Source organism: Streptomyces sp. NBC_00193 (genome assembly GCF_026342735.1).
Classification (GTDB): Bacteria; Actinomycetota; Actinomycetes; order Streptomycetales; family Streptomycetaceae; genus Streptomyces; species Streptomyces stoeckheimensis.
This window is the reverse complement of the sequence record NZ_JAPEMM010000002.1, coordinates 1461425-1482839: the sequence shown is the minus strand read 5'-3', so window position 1 is coordinate 1482839 and position 21415 is coordinate 1461425. Positions and strand designations below refer to the sequence as shown.

General features: G+C 72.5%; 17 protein-coding genes and 1 pseudogene. 8 read left to right on the top strand and 10 right to left on the bottom strand.

The genetic code is table 11. From position 1 onward, the window contains the following. Positions 1-2 precede the first annotated feature (2 nt). The 6 genes from OG898_RS34855 to OG898_RS34830 all read right to left on the bottom strand — a co-directional run bounded on the left by OG898_RS34855 (position 3) and on the right by OG898_RS34830 (position 8233). Entirely contained in the window at positions 3-515 is a 513-nt protein-coding gene (locus OG898_RS34855; protein ID WP_053681718.1) for a MaoC family dehydratase, read from the bottom strand. Between the two features lie 5 nt (positions 516-520). Then, positions 521-1495, bottom strand: coding sequence for a CoA ester lyase (locus OG898_RS34850; protein ID WP_250740413.1), 975 nt, complete (start codon positions 1493-1495; stop codon positions 521-523). After that, entirely contained in the window at positions 1492-3597 is a 2106-nt protein-coding gene (locus tag OG898_RS34845; protein ID WP_250740412.1) for a protein meaA, read from the bottom strand. The genes OG898_RS34850 and OG898_RS34845 overlap by 4 nt, the downstream gene beginning before the upstream one ends. A 31-nt stretch (positions 3598-3628) precedes the next feature. Continuing rightward, positions 3629-4966: a crotonyl-CoA carboxylase/reductase gene (ccrA, locus tag OG898_RS34840; protein ID WP_266962572.1), complete on the bottom strand. Its 1338-nt coding sequence runs from the start codon at positions 4964-4966 to the stop codon at positions 3629-3631. A gap of 437 nt (positions 4967-5403) precedes the next feature. Beyond that, a complete protein-coding gene (locus OG898_RS34835; protein WP_250753918.1) occupies positions 5404-6234 on the bottom strand; it encodes a TetR family transcriptional regulator in 831 nt (276 codons plus the stop codon). 178 nt (positions 6235-6412) lie between these two features. Next, positions 6413-8233, bottom strand: coding sequence for a 3-hydroxyacyl-CoA dehydrogenase family protein (locus OG898_RS34830; RefSeq protein WP_266962569.1), 1821 nt, complete (start codon positions 8231-8233; stop codon positions 6413-6415). A gap of 441 nt (positions 8234-8674) precedes the next feature. On the opposite strand from OG898_RS34830, the gene OG898_RS34825 reads away from it, so the two are divergent. Next, the gene (locus OG898_RS34825) at positions 8675-9244 is read left to right on the top strand and encodes a HEAT repeat domain-containing protein (RefSeq protein WP_266962567.1); all 570 of its coding nucleotides are present in this window, start codon (positions 8675-8677) and stop codon (positions 9242-9244) included. A 137-nt stretch (positions 9245-9381) separates the two neighbouring features. Here OG898_RS34825 and OG898_RS34820 read toward each other — a convergent pair. From OG898_RS34820 to OG898_RS34810, 3 genes and pseudogenes are all read right to left on the bottom strand, one after another. Then, positions 9382-9792, bottom strand: a pseudogene (locus OG898_RS34820) (RidA family protein); the annotation flags it as partial. A gap of 36 nt (positions 9793-9828) precedes the next feature. Continuing rightward, the gene (locus OG898_RS34815; RefSeq protein WP_266962739.1) at positions 9829-11412 is read right to left on the bottom strand and encodes an alpha/beta hydrolase; all 1584 of its coding nucleotides are present in this window, start codon (positions 11410-11412) and stop codon (positions 9829-9831) included. 159 nt (positions 11413-11571) lie between these two features. Then, positions 11572-12678, bottom strand: a complete 1107-nt coding sequence (locus tag OG898_RS34810) for an Rv2578c family radical SAM protein (RefSeq protein WP_266962565.1) — start codon at positions 12676-12678, stop codon at positions 11572-11574. Between the two features lie 109 nt (positions 12679-12787). Between OG898_RS34810 and OG898_RS34805 the strand changes: the two genes are divergently transcribed. Further along, the gene (locus OG898_RS34805; RefSeq protein WP_266962562.1) at positions 12788-13618 is read left to right on the top strand and encodes a hypothetical protein; all 831 of its coding nucleotides are present in this window, start codon (positions 12788-12790) and stop codon (positions 13616-13618) included. A 74-nt stretch (positions 13619-13692) separates the two neighbouring features. Then, positions 13693-14136, top strand: coding sequence for an SRPBCC family protein (locus tag OG898_RS34800; protein ID WP_250753902.1), 444 nt, complete (start codon positions 13693-13695; stop codon positions 14134-14136). A gap of 112 nt (positions 14137-14248) precedes the next feature. Here OG898_RS34800 and OG898_RS34795 read toward each other — a convergent pair whose 3' ends face one another. After that, a complete protein-coding gene (locus tag OG898_RS34795; protein WP_250753899.1) occupies positions 14249-14518 on the bottom strand; it encodes a metal-sensitive transcriptional regulator in 270 nt (89 codons plus the stop codon). Between the two features lie 192 nt (positions 14519-14710). On the opposite strand from OG898_RS34795, the gene OG898_RS34790 reads away from it, so the two are divergent. From OG898_RS34790 to OG898_RS34770, 5 genes are all read left to right on the top strand, one after another. After that, a complete protein-coding gene (locus OG898_RS34790) occupies positions 14711-16342 on the top strand; it encodes an FAD-dependent oxidoreductase (RefSeq protein WP_266962559.1) in 1632 nt (543 codons plus the stop codon). An 87-nt stretch (positions 16343-16429) separates the two neighbouring features. Further along, positions 16430-16963, top strand: coding sequence for a rhodanese-like domain-containing protein (locus OG898_RS34785; RefSeq protein ID WP_250753894.1), 534 nt, complete (start codon positions 16430-16432; stop codon positions 16961-16963). Positions 16964-17077: 114 nt separating this feature from the next. Further along, positions 17078-17911 carry a M55 family metallopeptidase gene (locus tag OG898_RS34780; RefSeq protein ID WP_250753891.1) on the top strand — a complete coding sequence of 278 codons (834 nt, stop codon included), beginning with the start codon at positions 17078-17080 and terminating at the stop codon, positions 17909-17911. Further along, positions 17904-19268, top strand: coding sequence for a M20/M25/M40 family metallo-hydrolase (locus tag OG898_RS34775; RefSeq protein WP_266962555.1), 1365 nt, complete (start codon positions 17904-17906; stop codon positions 19266-19268). Before OG898_RS34780 ends, OG898_RS34775 begins: the two co-directional genes overlap by 8 nt. Then, the gene (locus tag OG898_RS34770) at positions 19268-21388 is read left to right on the top strand and encodes a prolyl oligopeptidase family serine peptidase (RefSeq protein WP_266962553.1); all 2121 of its coding nucleotides are present in this window, start codon (positions 19268-19270) and stop codon (positions 21386-21388) included. The genes OG898_RS34775 and OG898_RS34770 overlap by 1 nt, the downstream gene beginning before the upstream one ends. Positions 21389-21415 lie beyond the last annotated feature (27 nt).

Sequence of the window (21415 nt, the reverse complement as noted above, 5' to 3'; positions counted from 1 at the left end):
TTCTACTTCCCCTGTTCCTTCAGCGTGGGGCGGCCGGGCTGCTCGCCGCCGCGCTCCTTGATGTACGTCTCGGTCGGGACCATCACCTTGCGCCGGAAGACGCAGACGAGGGTGCCGTCCTGCTTGTAGCCCTTGGTCTCGACGTAGACGATGCCGCGGTCGTTCTTCGACTTGGACGGGGTCTTGTCGAGGACCGTGGTCTCGCCGTAGATCGTGTCGCCGTGGAAGGTCGGCGCCACGTGGCGCAGCGACTCGATCTCCAGGTTGGCGATCGCCTTGCCGGAGACGTCCGGCACGGACATGCCCAGCAGCAGCGAGTAGATGTAGTTGCCCACGACGACGTTCTTGCCGAAGTCGGTCGTGTTCTCGGCGTAGTTGCTGTCCATGTGGAGCGGGTGGTGGTTCATGGTCAGCAGGCAGAAGAGGTGGTCGTCGTACTCGGTGACCGTCTTTCCGGGCCAGTGCTTGTAGACCGCGCCGATCTCGAACTCTTCGTAGGTGCGTCCGAACTGCATCGGGATCAGGCCTCCGGGATCTCGAACTTGGTGGTGCGCTGCATGCCGGCGGCGCGGCCCTTGCCCGAGATGACCAGGGCCATCTTGCGGCTGGCCTCGTCGATCATCTCGTCGCCGAGCATCGCGGAGCCCTTCTTGCCGCCCGCCTCGGAGGTGCACCAGTCGTACGCGTCGAGGATCAGCTCGGCGTGGTCGTAGTCCTCCTGGGAGGGGGAGAAGACCTCGTTGGCCGCGTCGACCTGGCCGGGGTGCAGCACCCACTTGCCGTCGAAGCCCAGGGCCGCCGCGCGCCCGGCGACCTCGCGGTAGCCGTCGACGTTCTTGATCTGGAGGAAGGGACCGTCGATCGCCTGGAGGTCGTGCATGCGGGCCGCCATCAGGATCCGCATCAGGATGTAGTGGTAGGCGTCCGCGCCGTAGCCGGGCGGCTGCATGCCCACGACCAGGGACTTCATGTTGATGGAGGCCATGAAGTCGGCCGGCCCGAAGATGATGGTCTCCAGCCGCGGCGAGGCGCCGGCGATCTCGTCGACGTTCACCAGGCCCTTGGCGTTCTCGATCTGCGCCTCGATGCCGATCTTGCCGACCTCGAAGCCCATCGTCTTCTCGATCTGCGTCAGCAGGAGGTCGAGGGCCACGACCTGCTGGGCGTCCTGGACCTTCGGCAGCATGATGCAGTCGAGGTTCTGACCGGCGCCCTCGACGACCGTGATCACATCGCGGTACGTCCAGTGCGTGGTCCAGTCGTTGACGCGCACCACGCGGGTCTTGCCGGTCCAGTCGCCGTTGTTCAGCGCGTCCACGATGGTGTGGCGGGCGCCTTCCTTGGCGAGCGGGGCGCAGGCGTCCTCCAGGTCCAGGAAGACCTGGTCGGCCGGCAGGCCCTGGGCCTTCTCCAGGAACCGGGGGTTGGAACCCGGCACCGCGAGGCAGGAGCGGCGCGGCCGCAGCCGGTTGACCGGGGAAGAGGGCGTGGTCATGCGGGGACCTCCGTGCTTGCAGCTGTGTTGACGATGTCGTTGATGTCATCGCCGTCGGCGTCGCCGATCGGGTGGAGCTTGTTGGCCTTGCGGATCTCGTCGACGATACGGCCGATGATCTCCGTGATGCCGAAGTCCTTCGGGGTGAAGACCGCCGCCACCCCGGCCTCCTTGAGCGCCACGGCGTCGGCATTCGGAATGATGCCGCCGAGCACGACGGGGATGTCACCCGCCCCCGCCGCGCGCAGGCGTTCCAGCACGTCCGGGACGAGCGCGCTGTGCGAACCGGACAGGATGGACAGTCCCACGCAGTGCACGTCCTCGGCCAGGGCCGCCGAGGAGATCTCCTCGGGGGTCAGCCGGATGCCCTGGTAGACCACCTCGAAGCCGGCGTCGCGGGCCCGTACGGCGATCTGCTCGGCGCCGTTGGAGTGCCCGTCCAGGCCGGGCTTGCCGACCAGCAGGCGCAGCCGGCCGGAGCCGAGGTCCTCGGCGGTACGGGAGACCTTCGCGCGGACGAGGGCCATGGGGGTCCCCTCCTCGGCGGTCACGGCCACCGGGGCCGAGGAGACCCCGGTCGGAGCCCGGAATTCGCCGAACACCTCGCGCAGCGCGCTCGACCACTCGCCGGTGGTGACACCGGCGCGGGCGCACTCCAGGGTGGCCTCCATCAGGTTCTCGTCCCCGGCGGCGGCCTCCTTGAGCCGGTCCAGGGCCTGCATGACCGTGGGGAAGACGAACGGGTCGCCGCCGCCCTGCCGGTCCGAGGACTCCTGGCGCTCGGCCTTCCAGCGGCCGATGCGCTCGACGGTCTGCGCCTCCAGGGCCCCGTCCACCGTCATGATGGCGCCGTCCAGGTCGGAGGTGAGCGGGTTCTCCTCGGTCTGCTGGAAGCAGTTGACGCCGACGATCTTGTCCTGGCCGTCCTCGATCCGGGCCCGCCGCGCGGCGTGCGAGGAGACCAGCTCGCCCTTGAGGTACCCGGACTCGACGGCCGCCATCGCGCCGCCCATCTCCTGGATCCGGTCGATCTCGGCCAGGCACTCGGCCACCAGGGACTCGACCTTGGCCTCGATCACGTGCGAGCCGGCGAAGATGTCCTCGTACTCCAGCAGGTCGCTCTCGTGGGCCAGGACCTGCTGGATGCGCAGCGACCACTGCTGGTCCCAGGGCCGGGGAAGACCCAGCGCCTCGTTCCAGGCCGGCAGCTGCACGGCGCGGGCGCGGGCGTCCTTGGAGAGGGTGACCGCGAGCATCTCCAGCACGATGCGCTGGACGTTGTTCTCCGGCTGCGCCTCGGTCAGGCCCAGGGAGTTGACCTGGACGCCGTAGCGGAAGCGGCGCTGCTTGTCGTTCTCGATGCCGTAGCGCTCGCGGGTGACCTTGTCCCAGATGCGGCCGAAGGCGCGCATCTTGCACATCTCCTCGATGAAGCGGACGCCCGCGTTCACGAAGAAGGAGATCCGGGCGACGACCTCGCCGAACCGCTCCGGCGGGACCTGGCCCGAGTCGCGCACCGAGTCCAGGACCGCGATGGCCGTGGACATCGCGTACGAGATCTCCTGGACCGGAGTGGCCCCGGCCTCCTGCAGGTGGTAGCTGCAGATGTTGATCGGGTTCCACTTCGGGATGTGGTTGACCGTGTACGCGATCATGTCCGTCGTCAGGCGGAGCGAGGGCCCGGGCGGGAAGACGTGCGTCCCGCGCGAGAGGTACTCCTTGACGATGTCGTTCTGGGTGGTGCCCTGGAGCTGGGAGATGTCCGCGCCCTGCTCCTCGGCGGCCACCTGGTAGAGCGCCAGCAGCCACATGGCGGTGGCGTTGATCGTCATCGAGGTGTTCATCTGTTCCAGGGGGATGTCCTGGAACAGCCGCCGCATGTCGCCCAGATGGGAGACCGGGACCCCGACCCGGCCGACCTCGCCGCGGGCGAGGATGTGGTCGGGGTCGTAGCCGGTCTGTGTCGGCAGGTCGAACGCGACCGACAGGCCGGTCTGGCCCTTGGCGAGGTTGCGGCGGTACAGCTCGTTGGACGCCTCGGCCGTGGAGTGGCCGGCGTACGTCCGCATGAGCCACGGACGGTCCTTCTGGCGCTCTGTCATCTCAGGCTGTCCCTTTGGCCTTTGAGGGGTCTCAGATGTTGCGGAAGCGGTTGATCGCGTCCAGGTGAGTGGCGCGCATCTCGTGGTCCTTGACGCCGAGGCCTTCCTCGGGGGCCAGGCAGAGCACGCCGACCTTGCCCTGGTGGAGGTTGCGGTGGACGTCGTAGGCGGCCTGGCCGGTCTCCTCCAGGGAGTAGACCCGGGACAGAGTGGGGTGGATCTTGCCCTTGGCGACCAGCCGGTTGGCCTCCCAGGCCTCGCGGTAGTTCGCGAAGTGCGAGCCGATGATCTTCTTCAGGGACATCCACAGGTAGCGGTTGTCGTACTCGTGCATGTAGCCCGAGGTCGAGGCGCAGGTGGTGATGGTGCCGCCCTTGCGGGTGACGTAGACCGAGGCGCCGAAGGTCTCGCGGCCCGGGTGCTCGAAGACGATGTCGATGTCCTCGCCGCCGGTGAGCTCGCGGATGCGCTTGCCGAAGCGCTTCCACTCCTTCGGGTCCTGGGTGTGCTCGTCCTTCCAGAACTTGTAGCCCTCGGCGTTGCGGTCGATGACCGCCGTCGCGCCCATCGCCCGGCAGATGTCGGCCTTCTCCGGGGAGGAGACCACGCAGATCGGGTTGGCGCCGCCGGCCAGCGCGAACTGGGTGGCGTACGAGCCGAGCCCGCCGCTGGCGCCCCAGATCAGGACGTTGTCGCCCTGCTTCATGCCGGCGCCGTTGCGGGAGACCAGCTGGCGGTAGGCGGTGGAGTTGACCAGGCCGGGGGAGGCTGCCTCCTCCCAGCTGAGGTGGTCGGGCTTGGGCATCAGCTGGTTCGACTTGACCAGGGCGATCTCCGCCAGGCCGCCGAAGTTGGTCTCGAAGCCCCAGATGCGCTGCTCGGGGTCGAGCATCGTGTCGTTGTGGCCGTCGGAGGACTCCAGTTCGACCGAGAGGCAGTGCGCGACGACCTCGTCGCCCGGCTTCCAGGCGTTCACGCCGGGGCCGGTGCGCAGGACGACGCCCGCGAGGTCCGAGCCGATGATGTGGTACGGCAGGTCGTGGCGCTTGGTGAGCTCCGAGAGGCGCCCGTAGCGCTCCAGGAAGCTGAAGGTGGAGACCGGCTCGAAGATCGAGGTCCACACCGAGTTGTAGTTGACCGAGGAGGCCATGACGGCGACCAGGGCCTCGCCCGGGCCCAGCTCGGGGAGCGGCACCTCGTCGAGGTGCAGGGACTTGCGGGGGTCCTTCTCGCGGGTGGTGAGCCCGGCGAACATCTCCGCCTCGTCCTTGTGCACGGTGATCGCGCGGTACGAGTCGGGGAGCGGCAGGGCAGCGAAGTCGGCGGCCGTCGCGGCCTGCGACTGGATCGCGTCCAGGATGTCCTTCACGGTGTTGCCTCCGGCCGTGCGCTGATGAGGGTGCGCTGAGGGAAACGGGGTGCGTTGAGCTGCTGTGCGGCGAAGCGATGGGGGTGGGGCGATGAGCGTGGAGCGACGTGTTGGGGCGCCGTCGATTCGGCTGGGGTGGAGCTGCGCGTTGCCTGTGGTGGGGCGGTGCGGGAGGCCTGGTGACGCAGGCATCCGGGGCGCGTTCCGTGCCGAGTGGGCTGGACCGCGGGGACATCCGGACGAGATTCAACGTATGGCACCCCGTGTCACTCAGCAAGGCACCGCGTGCCAAAACTTTCTCTCATTTGCCGATTGACCTGCACCGATGAGCGATGATCGATCAGAGTTACCCGCGAGTAGGGGCAACTCGGACAAACGAAAGCGGCCGCCCCCGGAACGGGAGCGGCCGCTGTGACGTGTGTCGCGTCGGAGTTCGCCTACTTGTTTCTGAGTGCCTCTTCGATGGTCCGCATGACCTCGTCCAGCGGGGCGTCCGTACGGGCCACCGCGACCAGTACCTCGCCCTGCGTGCGCACCGAGGCCGCCGGCTCGGCGGCGGGTGCCGGCTCCGGCGCCGTGCTCAGCGTGCGCCCCGCGCCGATCCCGGAACCGAAGGTCTTGCGCACGATCGAGAAGGCGTGGTCGAGCTGCGCCTCCACGTCGCCCTGCCCGCCCGCCCGCAGCCAGCGCCGCAGCACGTGGTTGTGGGCCGTGACCACCGCCGAGGCGGCGACCTCCGCCAGCAGCGGGTCGTCGTTGCCGTCGTGGTGGTCGGTCTCGTCGAAATGGGCCAGCAGGTAGCGGGTGAACAGCCGCTCGTAGCGGGCGACCGAGGCGATCTCCCGCTCCCGCAGCGCCGGCACCTCGCGGGTGAGCCGGTAACGCTCCACCGACACCGCGGGCGAGGCGGCGTACATCTTCATGACTTCCTTGATCCCGCGGCACACCGTGTCGAGCGGGTGCTCGTGCGCCGGGGCCACGTCGAGGACCGCCTCGGCGCGGGTCAGGGTGTCGTCGTGGTCCGGGAAGATCGCCTCTTCCTTGGACCGGAAGTGCCGGAAGAAGGTCCTGCGCGCGACCCCGGCCACCGAGGCGATCTCGTCGACCGTCGTGGCCTCGTACCCCTTGTTCGCGAAGAGCTCCATGGCCGCCGCCGCGAGCTCGCGGCGCATCTTGAGCCGCTGTGCGGCCGCCTTGGTGCCGGCCGGGGTCTCCGGGGCGTCGGAGACCGCGGAGGCGCGGGGTGAGGTCTTGGCGGGCTGGGACATAGAGCGAAAGTACTTCATTCGTGCGGGAGAGCGCTCCCGAGGGGGGTGGGACGGGATGGGATGCGGGGGAGGACTCGCACTGGGCACACAGTGCTCCTCGGGAGGGTTCGTCCGCCGTGAGGGTCCGGCGGACCCGAGCAGCCCTCCCCACGCATCCGGCTCTTGCGCCTGCCGCGGGTTACCGGCGGGGGGCGTACTCACGGAATCCGCGGCCGGTCTTCCGGCCCAGGCAGCCCGCGGCGACGAGGTGCTCCAGCAGCGGGGACGGGGCCAGGCCCGGGTCGCGGAACTCCTTGTGCAGGACCTGCTCGATGGCCAGCGACACATCCAGGCCGACCACGTCGAGGAGCTCGAAGGGCCCCATCGGGTAGCCGCCGCCCAGCTTCATCGCCGCGTCGATGTCGTCGATGCCCGCGTAGTGCTGCTCGACCATCTTGATCGCGTTGTTGAGGTACGGGAACAGCAGCGCGTTCACGATGAAGCCGGCCCGGTCCCCGCAGTCGACCGCGTGCTTGCGCACCTGACCGCAGATCCCGCGGACCGTCGCGTGCACGTCGTCGGCGGTCAGGACGGTCCGGACCACCTCGACCAGCTTCATCGCCGGAGCCGGGTTGAAGAAGTGCATGCCGATCACGTCCTCGGGACGCGAGGTCGCGCGGGCGATCGCGATCACCGGGAGCGAGGAGGTCGTGGTGGCGAGCACCGCACCGGGCTTGCACGCCTTGTCCAGCGCCCGGAACAGCTCCTGCTTCACCTCCAGGTCCTCGGCGACGGCCTCCACGGCCAGGTCCACGTCGGCGAAGGCATCCAGCGAGCCCGCCGCCGTGATCCGGCCCACGGTGGCGGCGGCGGCCTCGGCCGTCAGCCGGCCCCGGTCCACGGCGCGGGCCAGCGACTTGCCGATCGCGGCCTTCGCCGCGTCCGCCTTCTCCTGGCTGCGGGCCGCCAGCACGACCGGGAAGCCGGCCTGCGCGAAGACCTGCGCGATCCCGCTCGCCATCGTGCCCGAACCGGCCACGCCGACCGAGTTCACCGGACGGCTCGCCCGGACCAGCTCCCCGTCCGGCGGGGTCTGCAGGTCACGGACGACGACCTGGCTGCCCGGGGCCTCGTACGTGTAGAACCCGCGCCCGGACTTCTGCCCGGTCAGTCCCGCCTCGGCGAGGTGGCCGAGGATCGGGGCCGGGGCGTGCAGCCGGTCGCCCGAGGCCGTGTACATGGCCTCCAGGACGGTGCGGGCGGTGTCCACGCCGATCAGGTCGAGCAGCGCGAGCGGGCCCATCGGCAGGCCGCAGCCCAGCTTCATCGCCGCGTCGATGTCCTCGCGGGAGGCGTACTTCGCCTCGAACATGGCGGCGGCCTGGTTCAGGTAGCCGAACAGCAGGCCGTCGGCGACGAAGCCCGGGCGGTCGCCGACCGCGACGGGCTCCTTGCCGAGCTCGCGGGCCAGCGTGGTGACCGCCTCGACGGCCGGCGGGGCCGTCAGCACGCTGGAGACGACCTCGACCAGCTTCATCGCGCTGACCGGGTTGAAGAAGTGCAGGCCGACCACGCGCTCCGGGCGCTGGGACTCGGCGGCCATCCGCGTCACCGACAGGGCGTTGGTGCCGGTGGCCAGGATCGCGGTGGGCCGGACGATCGCGTCGAGCTCGCGGAAGATCCGCTGCTTGAGCTCGTAGGACTCCGGGACCACCTCGATGACGAGGTCGGCGTCGGCGGCGGCGCCGAGGTCGGAGAAGGTGCGGAAGCGGGAGAGCACCGCCTCGCGCTCCTGCTCGCTGAGCTGCTCCTTGGCGACGGAGCGGGCCGTGGCCGCCGCGAGGGCCGCGGTGGCCCGGCGGGCGGCGGCCTCGCTCACGTCGATGCCGATGACCTCGCGGCCGGCCCGGGCGAGGACCTCGGCGATGCCGGAGCCCATCGTGCCGAGGCCGACGACGGCGATCGTCTGCAGGGCGGGGCGGGAGGGGGACGACTGACTGGACGTGGACGGAAGGTCCATCGCGGGACTCCAGTGGAAGAGGGTGACGACTGAGGGGGCGCGCGGAGCGCACGGCGCGCGCGGATGCCGTACGGAGAAGCCGTGCGGAGAAAGCCGTGCGGAGAAGCCCTGGGGTGTCCCGGGGATTCCGGAGACTCCCGAAGGGAGGCAGCCCTGAGGGAGGCAGCCCTGAGGGAAGCGGCCCTGAGGGCGGAAACGGCGGAGCCCTGTCCCGGGGTCACGCCGTGAAGAGGTGTGGTCGTGCAGAACCGACTGGTACGAGGTGGCTGCGTCACCAGGCCGCCCTCGTACGTGTTGTAGGGACAGTAACCCGTTGGTAACTGGTCCGCCAGAGCGCGGAGATGTGACCTGTACCGCCCAAATGTACCGATCATCGATCATCGATCAACCGGCTGTCGGGAACCCGGCGCGGCGGCCGTCGCGGCCCCCTAGGGTGGCCGCGTGAACGACGTGTTGGAGCGCCTGCGGGCCGAAGCCGGGCAGGCTCCCGGGGGCGAGGAGCAGTACGCGGCGCTGCTCGCGGCGGACGCGGACGGCCTGGCGGCCTCCCTGGCCTCCGCCGGGCAGCACCTGTGGGCCCGCGAACTGGCCGCGTACCGGCTGGGGCTGGCGGGCGACCGGCGCGCCTTCGAATCCCTGGTCCTGCTGCTCAACCACCGGGACCCGCCGCGCTGCGAGGCCGCCGCCCAGGCGCTGGCCGTCCTCGGGGACCCGCGCACCGCCCGCGCGGCGGCGGCGCTGGCCACGAACGAACTGCGCACGGCCTACGCCCTGCACCCGGTCCGGCTGCTGGCGGCGCTGCGCGCCCCGGAGTCGGCCCCGGCGCTGATCCGCACCCTGTCGCGGCTGCTCGCGCCGCACGACCCGTACTGGCGGGTGGCCCTGGCCTGCGTGGAGGGGCTGGGGGCGCTGTCCGACCAGCGGGCCCGGGAGGTCCTGACCCGGGCCCAGTCGCACCCCCGGCTGGCCGTGGCGGCCACGGCGGCCCTGCGGGGGCTGGGCGTCGGCTAGCGGAGCCGGGCGTCAGCTAGCGGAGCCGGGCGTCAGCCGGCGAAGCCGGTCTTGAACCCGGTGCCGAAACCGGCCCCGGGACCGGTCCGGAACCCGGTCTCCGTCTCGGGCCCGGAGTGCGAACCGGTTCCGGTCGGCTCCGGGAGGACCGCGAAGGCCTCGATCTCCATCAGCAGTTCGGGCCGGAACAGCGCCGCCACCTGGACCGCCGAGGAGGCCGGGAGGCGGTCCGGGTCGATCACCTCGTCACGGGCCTCCCGTACCGCGGGGAGGTGGGCGACGTCCGTGACGAAGTACGTCAGCTTCACCACGTCCTCGAAGCCGGCCCCGGCCGCCGCCAGGCACCGGCGCAGGTTCTCGAAGACCTGCCGGGCCTGGGCGGCGGCGTCGCCCTCTCCGACCAGCTCCCCCTTCTCGTCGAAGGCGCACTGTCCGGAGACGGCGATGAACCGGCCCGTGCCCCAGACGACGTGGCTGTAGCCGGTGCCCGGGGCCACGCCCTCGGGCGCGGCGATGCGGGTGAGGTGGTTGTCATGTGAGGTGGTCATGGGCATGATCTTGCCCGCTCTGCGGCCCCGACGGGTCTACCCCCGGAAACCCAGCAGGCCGTGCAGCGCCGCGCCGCCCGCCGACGGCGGGACCGCGCGGGTCGCCGGGATCGGGGTGGGGGCCGGCTGGGCGGGGCACACGGCGTCCGCGGCCTTGCCCGTCAGCAGGTACGCGGCCAGCTTCTCGTCGAGGCACTTGTTGCCGCTCAGGGCGATGCCGTGGTTGCCGCCGCCCTCCTCGACCACCAGCGCCGAGCCCGCGAGCTTGCGCCGCATGCTCACCGCACCCTCGTACGGGGTCGCCGCGTCCTCGGTCGCCTGGAAGAGGAGCGCCTGCGGGAGCGCCGAGTTGGTGACGTCCGGGGCCTGGAGCGACTCGCCCGGCCAGAACGCGCACGGGGCGTTGTACCAGGCGTTGTTCCAGGTCATGAAGGGCGCCTTGGCGTGCGTGCGCCACATGTCGGCCCGCCACTGGTTCCAGTTCCTGGGCCAGGCCGAGTCCCGGCACTGCACGGCCGTGTACACGCTGTAGCTGTTGCCCGCCGAGGGCTCCACCGCGCCGAACTTCTCGTACGCGGAGACCAGCGGCTTCGGGTCGCCCTCCACCGCGTACGCGGCGAAGGCCGTCGCCAGGTGGGGCCAGTAGCCGTTGAAGTAGCCGCCCGGCATGAAGGTGTCCTCCAGCTCCGCCGGGCCCACCTTGGCGCCCGCCGGGGCCGCGCGCAGCGCGGACCGCATCTCGTACCAGCGGGCCTCGACCTCGGCGGGGTCGGTGCCGAGGTGGTACGTGGCGTCGTACCGGGCCACCCAGGCCAGGAAGGCCTTGTGGCGGGAGTCGAAGGCCTGGTCCTGGGCGAGGTTGTCCTCGTACCAGACCCCGGCCGGGTCGACGACGGAGTCCAGGACCAGGCGGTGCACGCGGTCGGGGTGGAGCTTGGCGTACACCGCGCCCAGGTAGGTGCCGTAGGAGTAGCCGAAGTAGCTGAGCTTGTCCGCGCGCAGGGCGGTACGGAGCACTTCGAGGTCGCGGGCCGCCGACACGGTGCCGATGTACGGGAGGACGTCGGCGTGCTTGGTCTGGCAGGACTCGGCGAAGGACTTCACCCGCTCCAGGTTGGCCCGCTCGGTCTCCTCGTCCAGGGGTACGGAGTCGGGCCGTACGGGCGTGAAGTGCCCGGCTCCGCAGTCCAGGGCGGGCTCGCTCTTGCCGACGCCCCGGGGGTCGAAGCCGATCACGTCGTACTGGGCGGCCACGTCCTTGGGCAGCGCGGAGGCGATGAACCCGGCCAGGGTGCGGCCGCTGCCTCCGGGCCCGCCGGGGTTGACCAGCAGCGGGCCCTGGGAGCGCGCGGCCGTGTGGGGGACCCGGGTCAGGGCGAGGGAGATCTGCCGGCCGGCCGGGCTGTCGTGGTCGAGGGGAACCTTGAGGGAGGCGCACTGGAGCGTCGGGTAGCGGGAGGTCGCGCAGTTGGACCACTTCAGGACCTCGGCGGCCGGGGCCGTCGCCGCCGCTGCCGGTGCCGCGGCCGTGACCGGGCTCGCCAGGGCGGCGGCGAGGGTGGACACGGCCAACAGGACGGCGGCGCGCCTCAGAGCGGGACCGGGCTTGCTCTCTTTCATCGGGCGCAGCGTCGGGTGCAGCTTCGGGTGCAGCATGGGGCCTCCCAGCCGAGGGTTCTGGGCGGAATCGTCCCGGAACCTGTGCCCGGAAGGGGGGATTGGGGCCCCGATTGGCCCGATGTGATGACCCTTCAGTCGGTCGTACGGTCGAACGGGTGCTCAGAGCAGGCTGAGCTGGGTCGGCCCGGGCGCGGGCGTCGGCCCGTCCGGCCGCTCCGGTACGACGATCCGCCGGGCCGGTCCGCGCCCGCCGGGGCCGATGCCGAATTCGGCGGCGAGCTCGTGGACTTGGCGGGTGATCATCCGCTGGTACCAGGTGGGCGCGTACGAGCCGCCCGCGTACATCCGGGCGTACCGCTCCACCAGGTGGGGGTGGTGCTCGCCCAGCCAGGCCGTGAACCACTCGCGCGCCCCGGGGCGCAGATGGAGTACCAGGGGTGTCACGGAGGTCGCACCCGACTCGGCGACGGCCCGGACGGTGGCCCGCAGCTGCTCGGGGGCGTCGCCGAGGAAGGGGATCACCGGGGCCATCAGCACCCCGCACTCGATGCCGGCGTCGGTGAGGGTGCGGACGGCCTGCAGCCGGGCGGCGGGGGAGGGGGTGCCGGGCTCGACCGTGCGCCACAGGGCGGTGTCGGTGAAGCCGACGGACACGGAGATCCCGACGTCGGCGACGGCCGCGGCCTCCTGGATGAGGGGGAGGTCGCGCAGGATCAGCGTGCCCTTGGTGAGGATCGAGAAGGGATTGGCCCGATCCCGCAGCGCCCGGATGATCCCGGGCATCAGGCGGTACCGGCCCTCGGCGCGCTGGTAGCAGTCCACGTTGGTGCCCATCGCGACGTGCGCGCCGGTCCAGCGGGGCGACGCGAGCTCGCGGCGCAGCAGCTCGGGGGCGTTGGTCTTGACGACGATCTGGGAGTCGAAGCCGATCCCGGTGTCGAGGTCGAGATAGCCGTGCGTCTTGCGCGCGAAGCAGTACACGCAGGCGTGACTGCACCCCCGGTACGGGTTCACGGTCCACTCGAACGGCATCCGGGAGGCGCCGGGGACCCGGTTGAGGAGGGAGCGGGCGCGGATCTCGTGGAAGGTGATCCCGCGGAACTCGGGGGTGTCGAAGGTGCGGGTCACGACGGCGTCCGCCCCGAAGAGCGCGGCGGGGCCGGTGGGGCCGGTGGGCCCGTCCGTGCCGGTGGGCCCGTGCCCGGGTGCCCCGCCCTCGGTCCGGTTGGTCCGGCCGGCCTCGTTGCTCAGATTGTCCCAGCGCATGGTGCGCCTCCCTCGGTAGCTCGCCCAGAGAATAGAACAAACGTTCCCATGATCGTGCGGGGGTGAAATCGCCTTGCCCGCCCCGCGCCGCTCGTGGGAGGTTCCGGCCATGAGTGCGATGCGCATGGTGGTGTGCCTGCCGGGAGCGGCCCGGGACGGGCTGCGGGAGGCGATCGGCGAGGTGATGGCCCCGTTCGAGCAGTGCCGCGGCGCGCACTGGCGGTTCGACAACTGGGACAGCTGGGCCATCAGGGGCGGCACCGACCGTGACGGCTTCCGGGTCCTCCCCGGCTGCGCGGACGATCCGCGGCTCGTCGCCGAGGACCCGTTGTCCGACGGCACCGCGCGGCCGGCCGAGCCCGGCTGGTGCGCCGGAGGGCCCCGCGAGGCCCTGGACCTGGCGGCGATCCGCACCGACGCGGGCGAACTCGCCGGCGCGGCCTGGGACGCGTGGCACCGGCTGGCGCCGGGCCACCCGCCCTTCACGCCGTTCCTCCAGCCGTCGGGCGCGCCCTGGCCCGACCTCGACGCCTACCGGGACGGGCGCCGGGCCCACGCGCAGGCCTGGGAGGCCTTCGCCGCGCAACCGCTCCTCGCGGCCCACGAGGACGCCGTACTGGACCTGATGGCCACCCGTCGCGGGTACTCGACCGACGGCCTCCTGGGCACGCTGCCCTACGGCGCCCCCGCCCTGTGCACCCGTGAGGAGTACGTGGCACGCCGGACCTCCCGCGCATCCCTCGTCAGGAACGTGCTGACGCTCGACGGCTGGTGGTGCGAGGCGGGGGACGATCCCGTCCACGCGGGCTGCGAGCCGCCGCCCGACTGCGCGCACCCCCGGCCGTTCCCGCAGGCGCCCGTCGCCTGGACCGCGGCCGACCGCTACCTGGAGGCGCTCCCCGGGGACACCCTCCTCGTCTGGCTCCGCGTCCACGGCTGACCCGGATTTGGGCGCCCGCCCCGGAGGTGGTTGGCTTCGCCGTGACGAGCGAACACAACTGCTGGAGGAAAGCCATGGCGCAGGTCGAGGCCACCACGGAACGCATCATCGGGGCGGACGCGGAGACCGTGTTCGACGCGCTGGCCGACTACACCGGGACCCGGGGCAAGCTGCTGCCCGAGCACTTCAGCGAGTACGAGGTGCGCGAGGGCGGCGACGGCGAGGGCACCCTCGTCCACTGGAAGCTCCAGGCCACGAGCAAGCGGGTCCGCGACTGCCTGCTGGAGGTCACCGAGCCCACCGACGGCCAGCTCGTGGAGAAGGACCGCAACTCCTCCATGGTCACCACCTGGACGGTCACCCCGGCGGGCGAGGGCAAGTCCAAGGCCGTCGTCACCACCGTGTGGAACGGCGCGGGCGGCATCGGCGGCTTCTTCGAGCGCACCTTCGCGCCCAAGGGTCTCGGCCGTATCTACGACGCGGTTCTGGCCAATCTGGCCACCGAAGTCGAGGGCTGAGCAAGGCCGTTGCCGGTGAGGCCGCAGGTCGGGCCTCACCGGATCGGGTGAACCGAACTGCCCGCGCCTCGCGCCCCGTTCCCGGGGCCCGGGTCCGCGGGCTTTCGTGCGGTCAGGCCAGGGAGAGGAACAGCTTCTCCAGCTCCGCCTCCGTGAGGGGCGCCTCCTGGCCGCCCTCGCCGTCCTCCCGGCACTGGCGCATGCCCGAGGCGATGATCTTGAACCCCGCCCGGTCCAGGGCCCTGGAGACCGCTGCCAGCTGGGTGATCACGTCCTTGCAGTCCCGGCCGCTCTCGATCATCGCGATCACTCCGGAGAGCTGACCCTGCGCCCGGCGCAGCCGGTTCAGCACCGCGGCCGACGCTTCCTCTTCCACCTTCACGGTGCCCGCCTTCTGTCGTCCCGATCCGCGAGTCCGTGCTCGCGTAGGCCCTCCACGATACCCGGACGGGTATACGTCGAGGGGCGGTCGGGAGTTCACTTTTGCAATTTCTATACCCCCCTGGGTATCGTCGACCCATCACCCGGATACCCCCGGGGGTGTCGAGGTCGAGTGAGAGGCAAGGGTGCGCCCATGAAGGTCGTCGTCATCGGAGGAGTCGCGGCGGGCATGTCGGCCGCGGCGAGGCTGCGCCGGCTGGACGAGAAGGCGGAGATCGTCGTACTGGAGCGCGGCGCGTACGTGAGCTTCGCCAACTGCGGTCTGCCCTATCACCTCGGCGGGGTCATCGAGGAGCGCGAGGACCTGCTGCTGCACACCCCCGACACGCTCGCCCGCCGCTTCGCCCTCGATGTCCGCGTGCGCAACGAGGTCCTCTCCGTCGACCGCGAACGGCAGCTGGTGACGGTGCGCGACCTCGCCGACGGGTCTGTCTACGAAGAAGGCTGGGACCGGCTGGTCCTGGCCCCCGGCGCCCGCCCGGTGGTGCCCCCGGTGCCGGGCATCGAGCGGGCCCACACCCTGCGCGACATCGCGGACCTCGACGGCATCCTCTCCGCCCTCGCGGGAGGGGCCCGCACCGCCGTGGTGATCGGGGGCGGGTTCATCGGCGTCGAGGCCGCCGAGAACCTGCGCCACCGCGGTCTGACCACCACCCTGGTCGAGGCCGCGCCGCAGGTCCTGCCCCCGTTCGACCCGGAGATGGCCCAGCCGGCCGCCGCCGAGCTGCGGGCCCACGGCGTGGACCTGCGGCTGGGCAGCCAGGCCGTACGGGTGCTGCCGCGGGAGGTGGAACTCGCCGACGGCGACCGGGTCCCGGCCGATCTGGTGCTGCTCGCCGTCGGCGTCCGCCCCGAAACGGAACTTGCCGAGGCGGCCGGGCTGGAACGGGGCCCGCTCGGCGGGATCCGGGTGGACGGGGCGCTGCGCACCAGCGATCCCCGCATCCTCGCGGTGGGTGACGCGGCCGAGAAGACGGACGCGCTCGGCGGCGGGACCCGGCTGATCCCGCTCGCGAACCTCGCCAACCGGCACGGCCGGATCGCCGCCGACACCCTCGTCGGGCGGACCGTCACGGCCGTGCCCGCGCAGGGCACCGCCATCGTGCAGGTCTTCGGCCTGACGGCGGCCGCGACCGGGCGGGCCGAGAAGGAGCTCCGGCGCGAGGGCCGCCCGTACCGCGTCCTGCACCTGCACGGCGGATCGCACGCGGGGTACTACCCCGGCGCCGGTTCGCTGTCGCTGAAGCTCCTCTTCGATCCGCAGACCCTGCGGATCCTCGGCGCCCAGGCCGTCGGCTCAGACGGCGTGGACAAGCGGATCGACGTCCTGGCCACGGCGATGGCCGCCGGGCTCCCCGTGACCGCGCTCGCGGACCTCGAACTCGCCTACGCGCCCCCGTACGGCTCCGCCAAGGATCCCGTCAACCTGCTGGGCTACCTCGCCGACAACCTGCTGACCGGCACCACCCCGACGGTCCAGTGGGACGGCAGCGGCAGCGGCGGCGCCCACGGCCTCCCGGTCGACGTACGGACGAAGGCCGAGCACGCGCGCGGCCACCTGCCCGGCGCGGTGCACGTCCCCTTGGACGAGCTCCGCGACCGCATCGGAGAGCTGCCCGCGGACCGGCCGCTCACCGTGTACTGCCAGGGCGGGCAGCGCGCGCACACCGCCGTCCGGCTGCTGCGCAACCTCGGCCTGGACGCCGTGAACCTCGACGGCGGATGGCTCACCTGGTCGGCGGGCACCGCCGCGGCGGCCGGCTGACGCACCCGGCCCGCCGGACGTCCCGTCCCGCAGACCCGCCGGCCGCCCCGCCGTCCCCCGAACCGCCTCCCCATCGAAGGAACCCCCATGGCACCCGTACCCGCCGCCGAGATCGCCCCCGCCGAAGCCCGCGCCCGGCTCTCCGAGTTCACCGTCATCGACGTACGCACCCCCGCGGAGTTCGCGGGCGGGCACCTGCCCGGAGCCCGCAACGTTCCGCTGGACCGGCTGTCCCTTGCTCTGGAGGAACTGCGGACCGGGCAGGCCGCGCTGCTCGTCGTCTGCGCCTCCGGAGCCCGGTCGGCCCAGGCGTGCCGGGCACTGGCCGGGCACGGCCTGACCGTGCGTTCGCTGTCCGGGGGCACCTCGGCCTGGCAGCGGGCGGGCGGTGCACTGGAAAGGCCGGAGGGGGCCGGTCGGGGCGCTGCGCGCTGGGCCATGGACCGTCAGGTCCGGCTGGCCGCGGGCGCCCTGGTCCTGGCGGGACTGGCCGGCGGCCTCCTCCACCCGGCCGCCCTGCTGCTGTCCGCCGGGGTGGCGGCCGGGCTGGTGTTCTCCGCACTCTCGGACACCTGCACCATGGGCGCACTGCTGGCCCGGCTGCCGTACAACAGGCGCTGAGCCGGGCGGGCACGGCGGGGCGGCCGGGCGGCGCGCCGGGAGCCCGGCCCCCGGGTCCGGCAGGGGCCGGAGGGCTAGGGTGGGGCCCTGCGCAACCGACCGCCCGGGGGCCCGATGAAGATCCTCATCTCCGCCGACATGGAAGGCGCCACCGGCGTCACCTGGCCCGCCGACGTGCTGCCCGGGACCCCGCAGTGGGAACGCTGCCGGACCCTGTTCACCTCCGACGTGAACGCCGCCGTCCTCGGGTTCTACGACGCCGGGGCGGATCAGGTCCTCGTCAACGAGGCCCACTGGACCATGCGCAACCTGCTGCTGGAGCGGCTCGACGCCCGCGTCGAGATGCTGACCGGCCGCCACAAGTCCCTCTCCATGGTCGAGGGCGTCCAGCACGGGGACGTCGACGGCATCGCCTTCGTCGGCTACCACACGGGCGCCGGCGCCGAGGGCGTGCTCGCCCACACCTACCTCGCCAACTCCATCACCGGGGTCTGGGTCAACGGGACCCGCGCCAGCGAGGGACTGCTCAACGCACACGTGGTCGCCGAGTACGGGGTCCCGGTCGTCCTGGTCACCGGAGACGACCTGACCTGCGTCGACGCCGCCGGCTACGCCCCGGACGCGGTGACGGTCGCCGTCAAGGACCACGTCTCGCGCTACGCCGCCGTCTGCCGCACCCCGGCCCGTACGGCCGCCGACATCCGGGCCGCCGCGCAGGAGGCCGCCGCCCTCGCCGTCCGGTACGAACCGGTACGGGGCGGGCCGTTCGCGGTGGAGGTCGAGTTCGACGCCGAGCACCTGGCGATGGCCGCCACGGTGGTGCCCGGAGTCGAGCGATCGGGTGAGCGTAGGGTCGGGTACACCAGCGGGACGATGTACGAGGGGATCCGGACCTTCAAGGCGGTCACCACGATCGTCTCGGCAGCGGTGGAGGAGCAGTATGGCTGACATGTTCGAGCCGGGCACCAGCTTCGGTGTCACCGGTACGCCCGTCGACCGGGTGGCGCTCGACGAGGCCGTCGAGTTCACCTCCGGCCTGATCCGCATCGACACCACGAACCGCGGCGGCGGCGACTGCCGGGAACGCCCGGCCGCCGAGTACGTCGCCGAGCGGCTGGCGGCCATCGGCCTGGAGCCCGCGCTGCTGGAGCGCACCCCGGGCCGCACCAACGTGGTGGCCCGGATCGCGGGCACCGATCCCACCGCCCCCGCCCTCCTGGTCCACGGCCACCTCGACGTGGTCCCGGCCGAGGCCGCCGACTGGAGCGTGGACCCCTTCTCGGGCGAGGTCCGCGACGGGGTGGTCTGGGGCCGCGGCGCCGTCGACATGAAGAACATGGACGCGATGGTGCTGGCCGTCGTACGGGCTTGGGCGCGGGCCGGAGTCAGACCCCGGCGGGACATCGTGATCGCCTACACCGCCGACGAGGAGGACAGCGCGATCGACGGCTCGGGCTTCCTCGCCGACCACCACCCCGAGCTCTTCGAAGGCTGTACCGAGGGCATCAGCGAATCCGGGGCCTTCACCGTGCACGCCGCCCCCGGACAGGCCCTCTACCCGATCGCCGCCGGCGAACGCGGCACCGCATGGCTGAAGCTCACCGCGACCGGCACCGCCGGACACGGCTCCAAGCCCAACCGGGCCAACGCGGTCAGCCGGCTCGCCGCCGCGGTCGCCCGCATCGGCGAGCACGACTGGCCGGTCCGCCTCACCGACACCGTCACCGCCTGCATCACCGAACTCGCCGCCCTGCAGGGGATGTCGGTGAACCCGAGGGCCCCCGAGTTCCAGCTCGACCAGATCCTCAACAAGCTCGGTCCGGCCGGCGCCCTCGTCGAGGCGACCGTCCGCAACAGCGCCAACCCGACCATGCTCAGCGCCGGTTACAAACTCAACGTCATCCCGGGCACCGCCACCGCCTACGTGGACGGGCGGATGCTGCCCGGCGGCGAGGCCGAGTTCATCGCCACCCTCGACGAACTCACCGGCCCCGACGTGCACTGGGAGTTCCACCACCGGGAAGTGGCCCTCGAAGCCCCCGTGGACGGGCGGACGTACGGGATCCTCCGCGAGTCCGTCGAGGCCTTCGACCCCGAGGGACACGTGGTGCCCTTCTGCATGGCGGGCGGCACCGACGCCAAGCAGTTCTCCCGGCTCGGCATCACCGGCTACGGCTTCTCCCCGCTCAAGCTGCCGCCCGGCTTCGACTACTGGTCCCTCTTCCACGGAGTGGACGAGCGGGTGCCCGTCGACGCCCTGCACTTCGGGGTCCGCGTCCTCGACCGAGCCCTGCGCGCCCTGTGATGGCCTCGCGAGGCGACGGCACCGCCGCCTACGGCAGCTGGCCCTCGCCGATCGGCGCCGCGCTCGCCGCCTCCCTCGACGGGAGGCCGGAGTACGTCGGCGCGATCGGGGCCGAGGTGTGGTGGACGGTGCCCCGGCCGGCCGAAGGCGGCCGTCGCGCCCTGGTCCGCCGGCCCGCGGACGGCGGGCCCGCGGTCTGCGCGCTGCCCGCGCCGTGGAACGTGCGCAGCCGGCTCACCGAGTACGGCGGCCGGCCCTGGGCGGGCACCGAACGGCCCCTGGGCGGCCCGCTGGTGGTCTTCGTCCACTTCGCCGACCAGCGGCTGTACGCGTACGAGCCCGACGCGCCCGGCAGCCCGGCCCCGCGGCCCCTGACCCCCGTCTCGGCGGTCGGCGGCGGGCTGCGCTGGGCCGACCCGGTGCTGCGGGGCGGCGAAGTCTGGTGCGTGCTGGAGGAGTTCACCGGAACCGCGCCGACCGATGTGCGCCGCGTCCTGGCCGCCGTACCGCTGGACGGGTCGGCCGCGGAAGACCGCTCGCTCGTACGGGAGTTGACCGACGACCGGTACCGGTTCAGCACCGGGCCCCGGCTCTCCCCGGACGGGCGGCAGGCGGCCTGGCTGGTGTGGGACCACCCCCGGATGCCGTGGGACGGCACCGAGCTCAGGCTCGCCGAGATCACCCCGGACGGCCGCCTCGCGGAGCCCCGTACCGTGCTCGGCGGACCCGAGGAGGCCGTCGCCCAGGTCGAGTGGACCACCGGCGGAAGCCTCCTCGCGGTGAGCGACCGGGGCGGCTGGTGGAACCCGTACCGGGTGGACCGGGAGACGGGCGAGGCCGTCAACCTCTGCCCCAGGGAAGAGGAGTTCGGCGGCCCGCTGTGGAAGCCCGGGCTGCGCTGGATCGCGGCGCTCCCCGACGGGCTCGTCGCCGTCCTGCACGGCCGGGGCTCCTCGGTGCTCGGCGTGCTCGACCCGGAGAGCGGGGACCTGGTCGACGCGGCCGGGCCGTGGACGGCCTGGCAGCCCACGCTCGCCGTCAGCGGCAGCCGGGTCTACGGGGTCGCGGCCAGCCCGCGCAGCGCGTACGAGGTGGTGGAGCTGGACACGGCCACCGGGCACGCCCGGGTGGTGGGCGGCCACGGCTCCCCGGGGGCGGACGGGACGGAACCGGTTGGCTGGACGGACGCGACGGGCAGGGCGGACGCGACGGGCGCGGTGAGCGGGGCCGTTGGGGCCGGCGGACCGGGACCGGGACCGGGACCGGCGCCGGACGACCGGGCGGACCCCGCGTACTACCCGGAGCCGCAGAGCAGGACCTTCTTCGGCCGGGGCGGCCGGGAGATCCATGCCCACGTCTACCCGCCGCACCATCCCGTGCTGCGCGCCCGGGCAGACGAGCTGCCCCCGTACGTGGTGTGGGCGCACGGCGGCCCCACCGACCACGTGCCGCCCGTACTCGACCTGCACATCGCCTACTTCACCTCGCGCGGCATCGGCGTCGTCGAGGTCAACTACGGGGGCTCCACGGGCTACGGCCGCGCCTACCGGGAACGGCTGCGCGAACAGTGGGGCGTCGTCGACGTCGAGGACTGCGCCGCCGTGGCGCGGGCCCTCGCCGCCGAGGGCACCGCCGATCCGGACCGGCTCGCGATCCGGGGCGGCAGCGCGGGCGGCTGGACGGCCGCGGCCTCGCTGGCGTCCACCGACCTGTACGCCTGCGCGGCGATCATCTACCCGGTCCTGGACCTGACCGGCTTCGCCGCCGAGACCCACGACCTGGAGTCCCGCTACATCGACGGCCTCGCCGGACCGCCGCAGACCCTGGCCCTGCGCAGCCGCGAACGCTCCCCGGTGGCCCGCGCCGACCGGATCACCGCGCCGTTCGTCCTGCTCCAGGGGCTGGACGACCCGGTCTGCCCGCCCGCGCAGGCGGAGCGGCTGCTGGCCGCGATGCGCGGGCGCTCGGTGCCCCACGCGTACGTGGCCTTCGAGGGCGAGGGGCACGGCTTCCGGCGTGCGGACACGATGGTCCGGGCGCTGGAGGCGGAGCTGTCGCTGTACGCGCAGGTGTTCGGGTTCGAGCGGGCGGACATCCCCCGTCTGGCCCTGTCCGACTGAGCCCCCGGGACGCCGCGGCCGGACGAT

Bases quoted from the DNA above. Each gene is read 5' to 3' on its own strand.
- OG898_RS34855 (WP_053681718.1), bottom strand. From the start codon at position 515: ATGCAGTTCGGACGCACCTACGAAGAGTTCGAGATCGGCGCGGTCTAC.
- OG898_RS34850 (WP_250740413.1), bottom strand. From the start codon at position 1,495: ATGACCACGCCCTCTTCCCCGGTCAACCGGCTGCGGCCGCGCCGCTCC.
- OG898_RS34845 (WP_250740412.1), bottom strand. From the start codon at position 3,597: ATGACAGAGCGCCAGAAGGACCGTCCGTGGCTCATGCGGACGTACGCC.
- OG898_RS34835 (WP_250753918.1), bottom strand. From the start codon at position 6,234: ATGTCCCAGCCCGCCAAGACCTCACCCCGCGCCTCCGCGGTCTCCGAC.
- OG898_RS34830 (WP_266962569.1), bottom strand. From the start codon at position 8,233: ATGGACCTTCCGTCCACGTCCAGTCAGTCGTCCCCCTCCCGCCCCGCC.
- OG898_RS34815 (WP_266962739.1), bottom strand. From the start codon at position 11,412: ATGAAAGAGAGCAAGCCCGGTCCCGCTCTGAGGCGCGCCGCCGTCCTG.
- OG898_RS34810 (WP_266962565.1), bottom strand. From the start codon at position 12,678: ATGCGCTGGGACAATCTGAGCAACGAGGCCGGCCGGACCAACCGGACC.
- OG898_RS34805 (WP_266962562.1), top strand. From the start codon at position 12,788: ATGAGTGCGATGCGCATGGTGGTGTGCCTGCCGGGAGCGGCCCGGGAC.
- OG898_RS34800 (WP_250753902.1), top strand. From the start codon at position 13,693: ATGGCGCAGGTCGAGGCCACCACGGAACGCATCATCGGGGCGGACGCG.
- OG898_RS34790 (WP_266962559.1), top strand. From the start codon at position 14,711: ATGAAGGTCGTCGTCATCGGAGGAGTCGCGGCGGGCATGTCGGCCGCG.
- OG898_RS34785 (WP_250753894.1), top strand. From the start codon at position 16,430: ATGGCACCCGTACCCGCCGCCGAGATCGCCCCCGCCGAAGCCCGCGCC.
- OG898_RS34780 (WP_250753891.1), top strand. From the start codon at position 17,078: ATGAAGATCCTCATCTCCGCCGACATGGAAGGCGCCACCGGCGTCACC.
- OG898_RS34775 (WP_266962555.1), top strand. From the start codon at position 17,904: ATGGCTGACATGTTCGAGCCGGGCACCAGCTTCGGTGTCACCGGTACG.
- OG898_RS34770 (WP_266962553.1), top strand. From the start codon at position 19,268: ATGGCCTCGCGAGGCGACGGCACCGCCGCCTACGGCAGCTGGCCCTCG.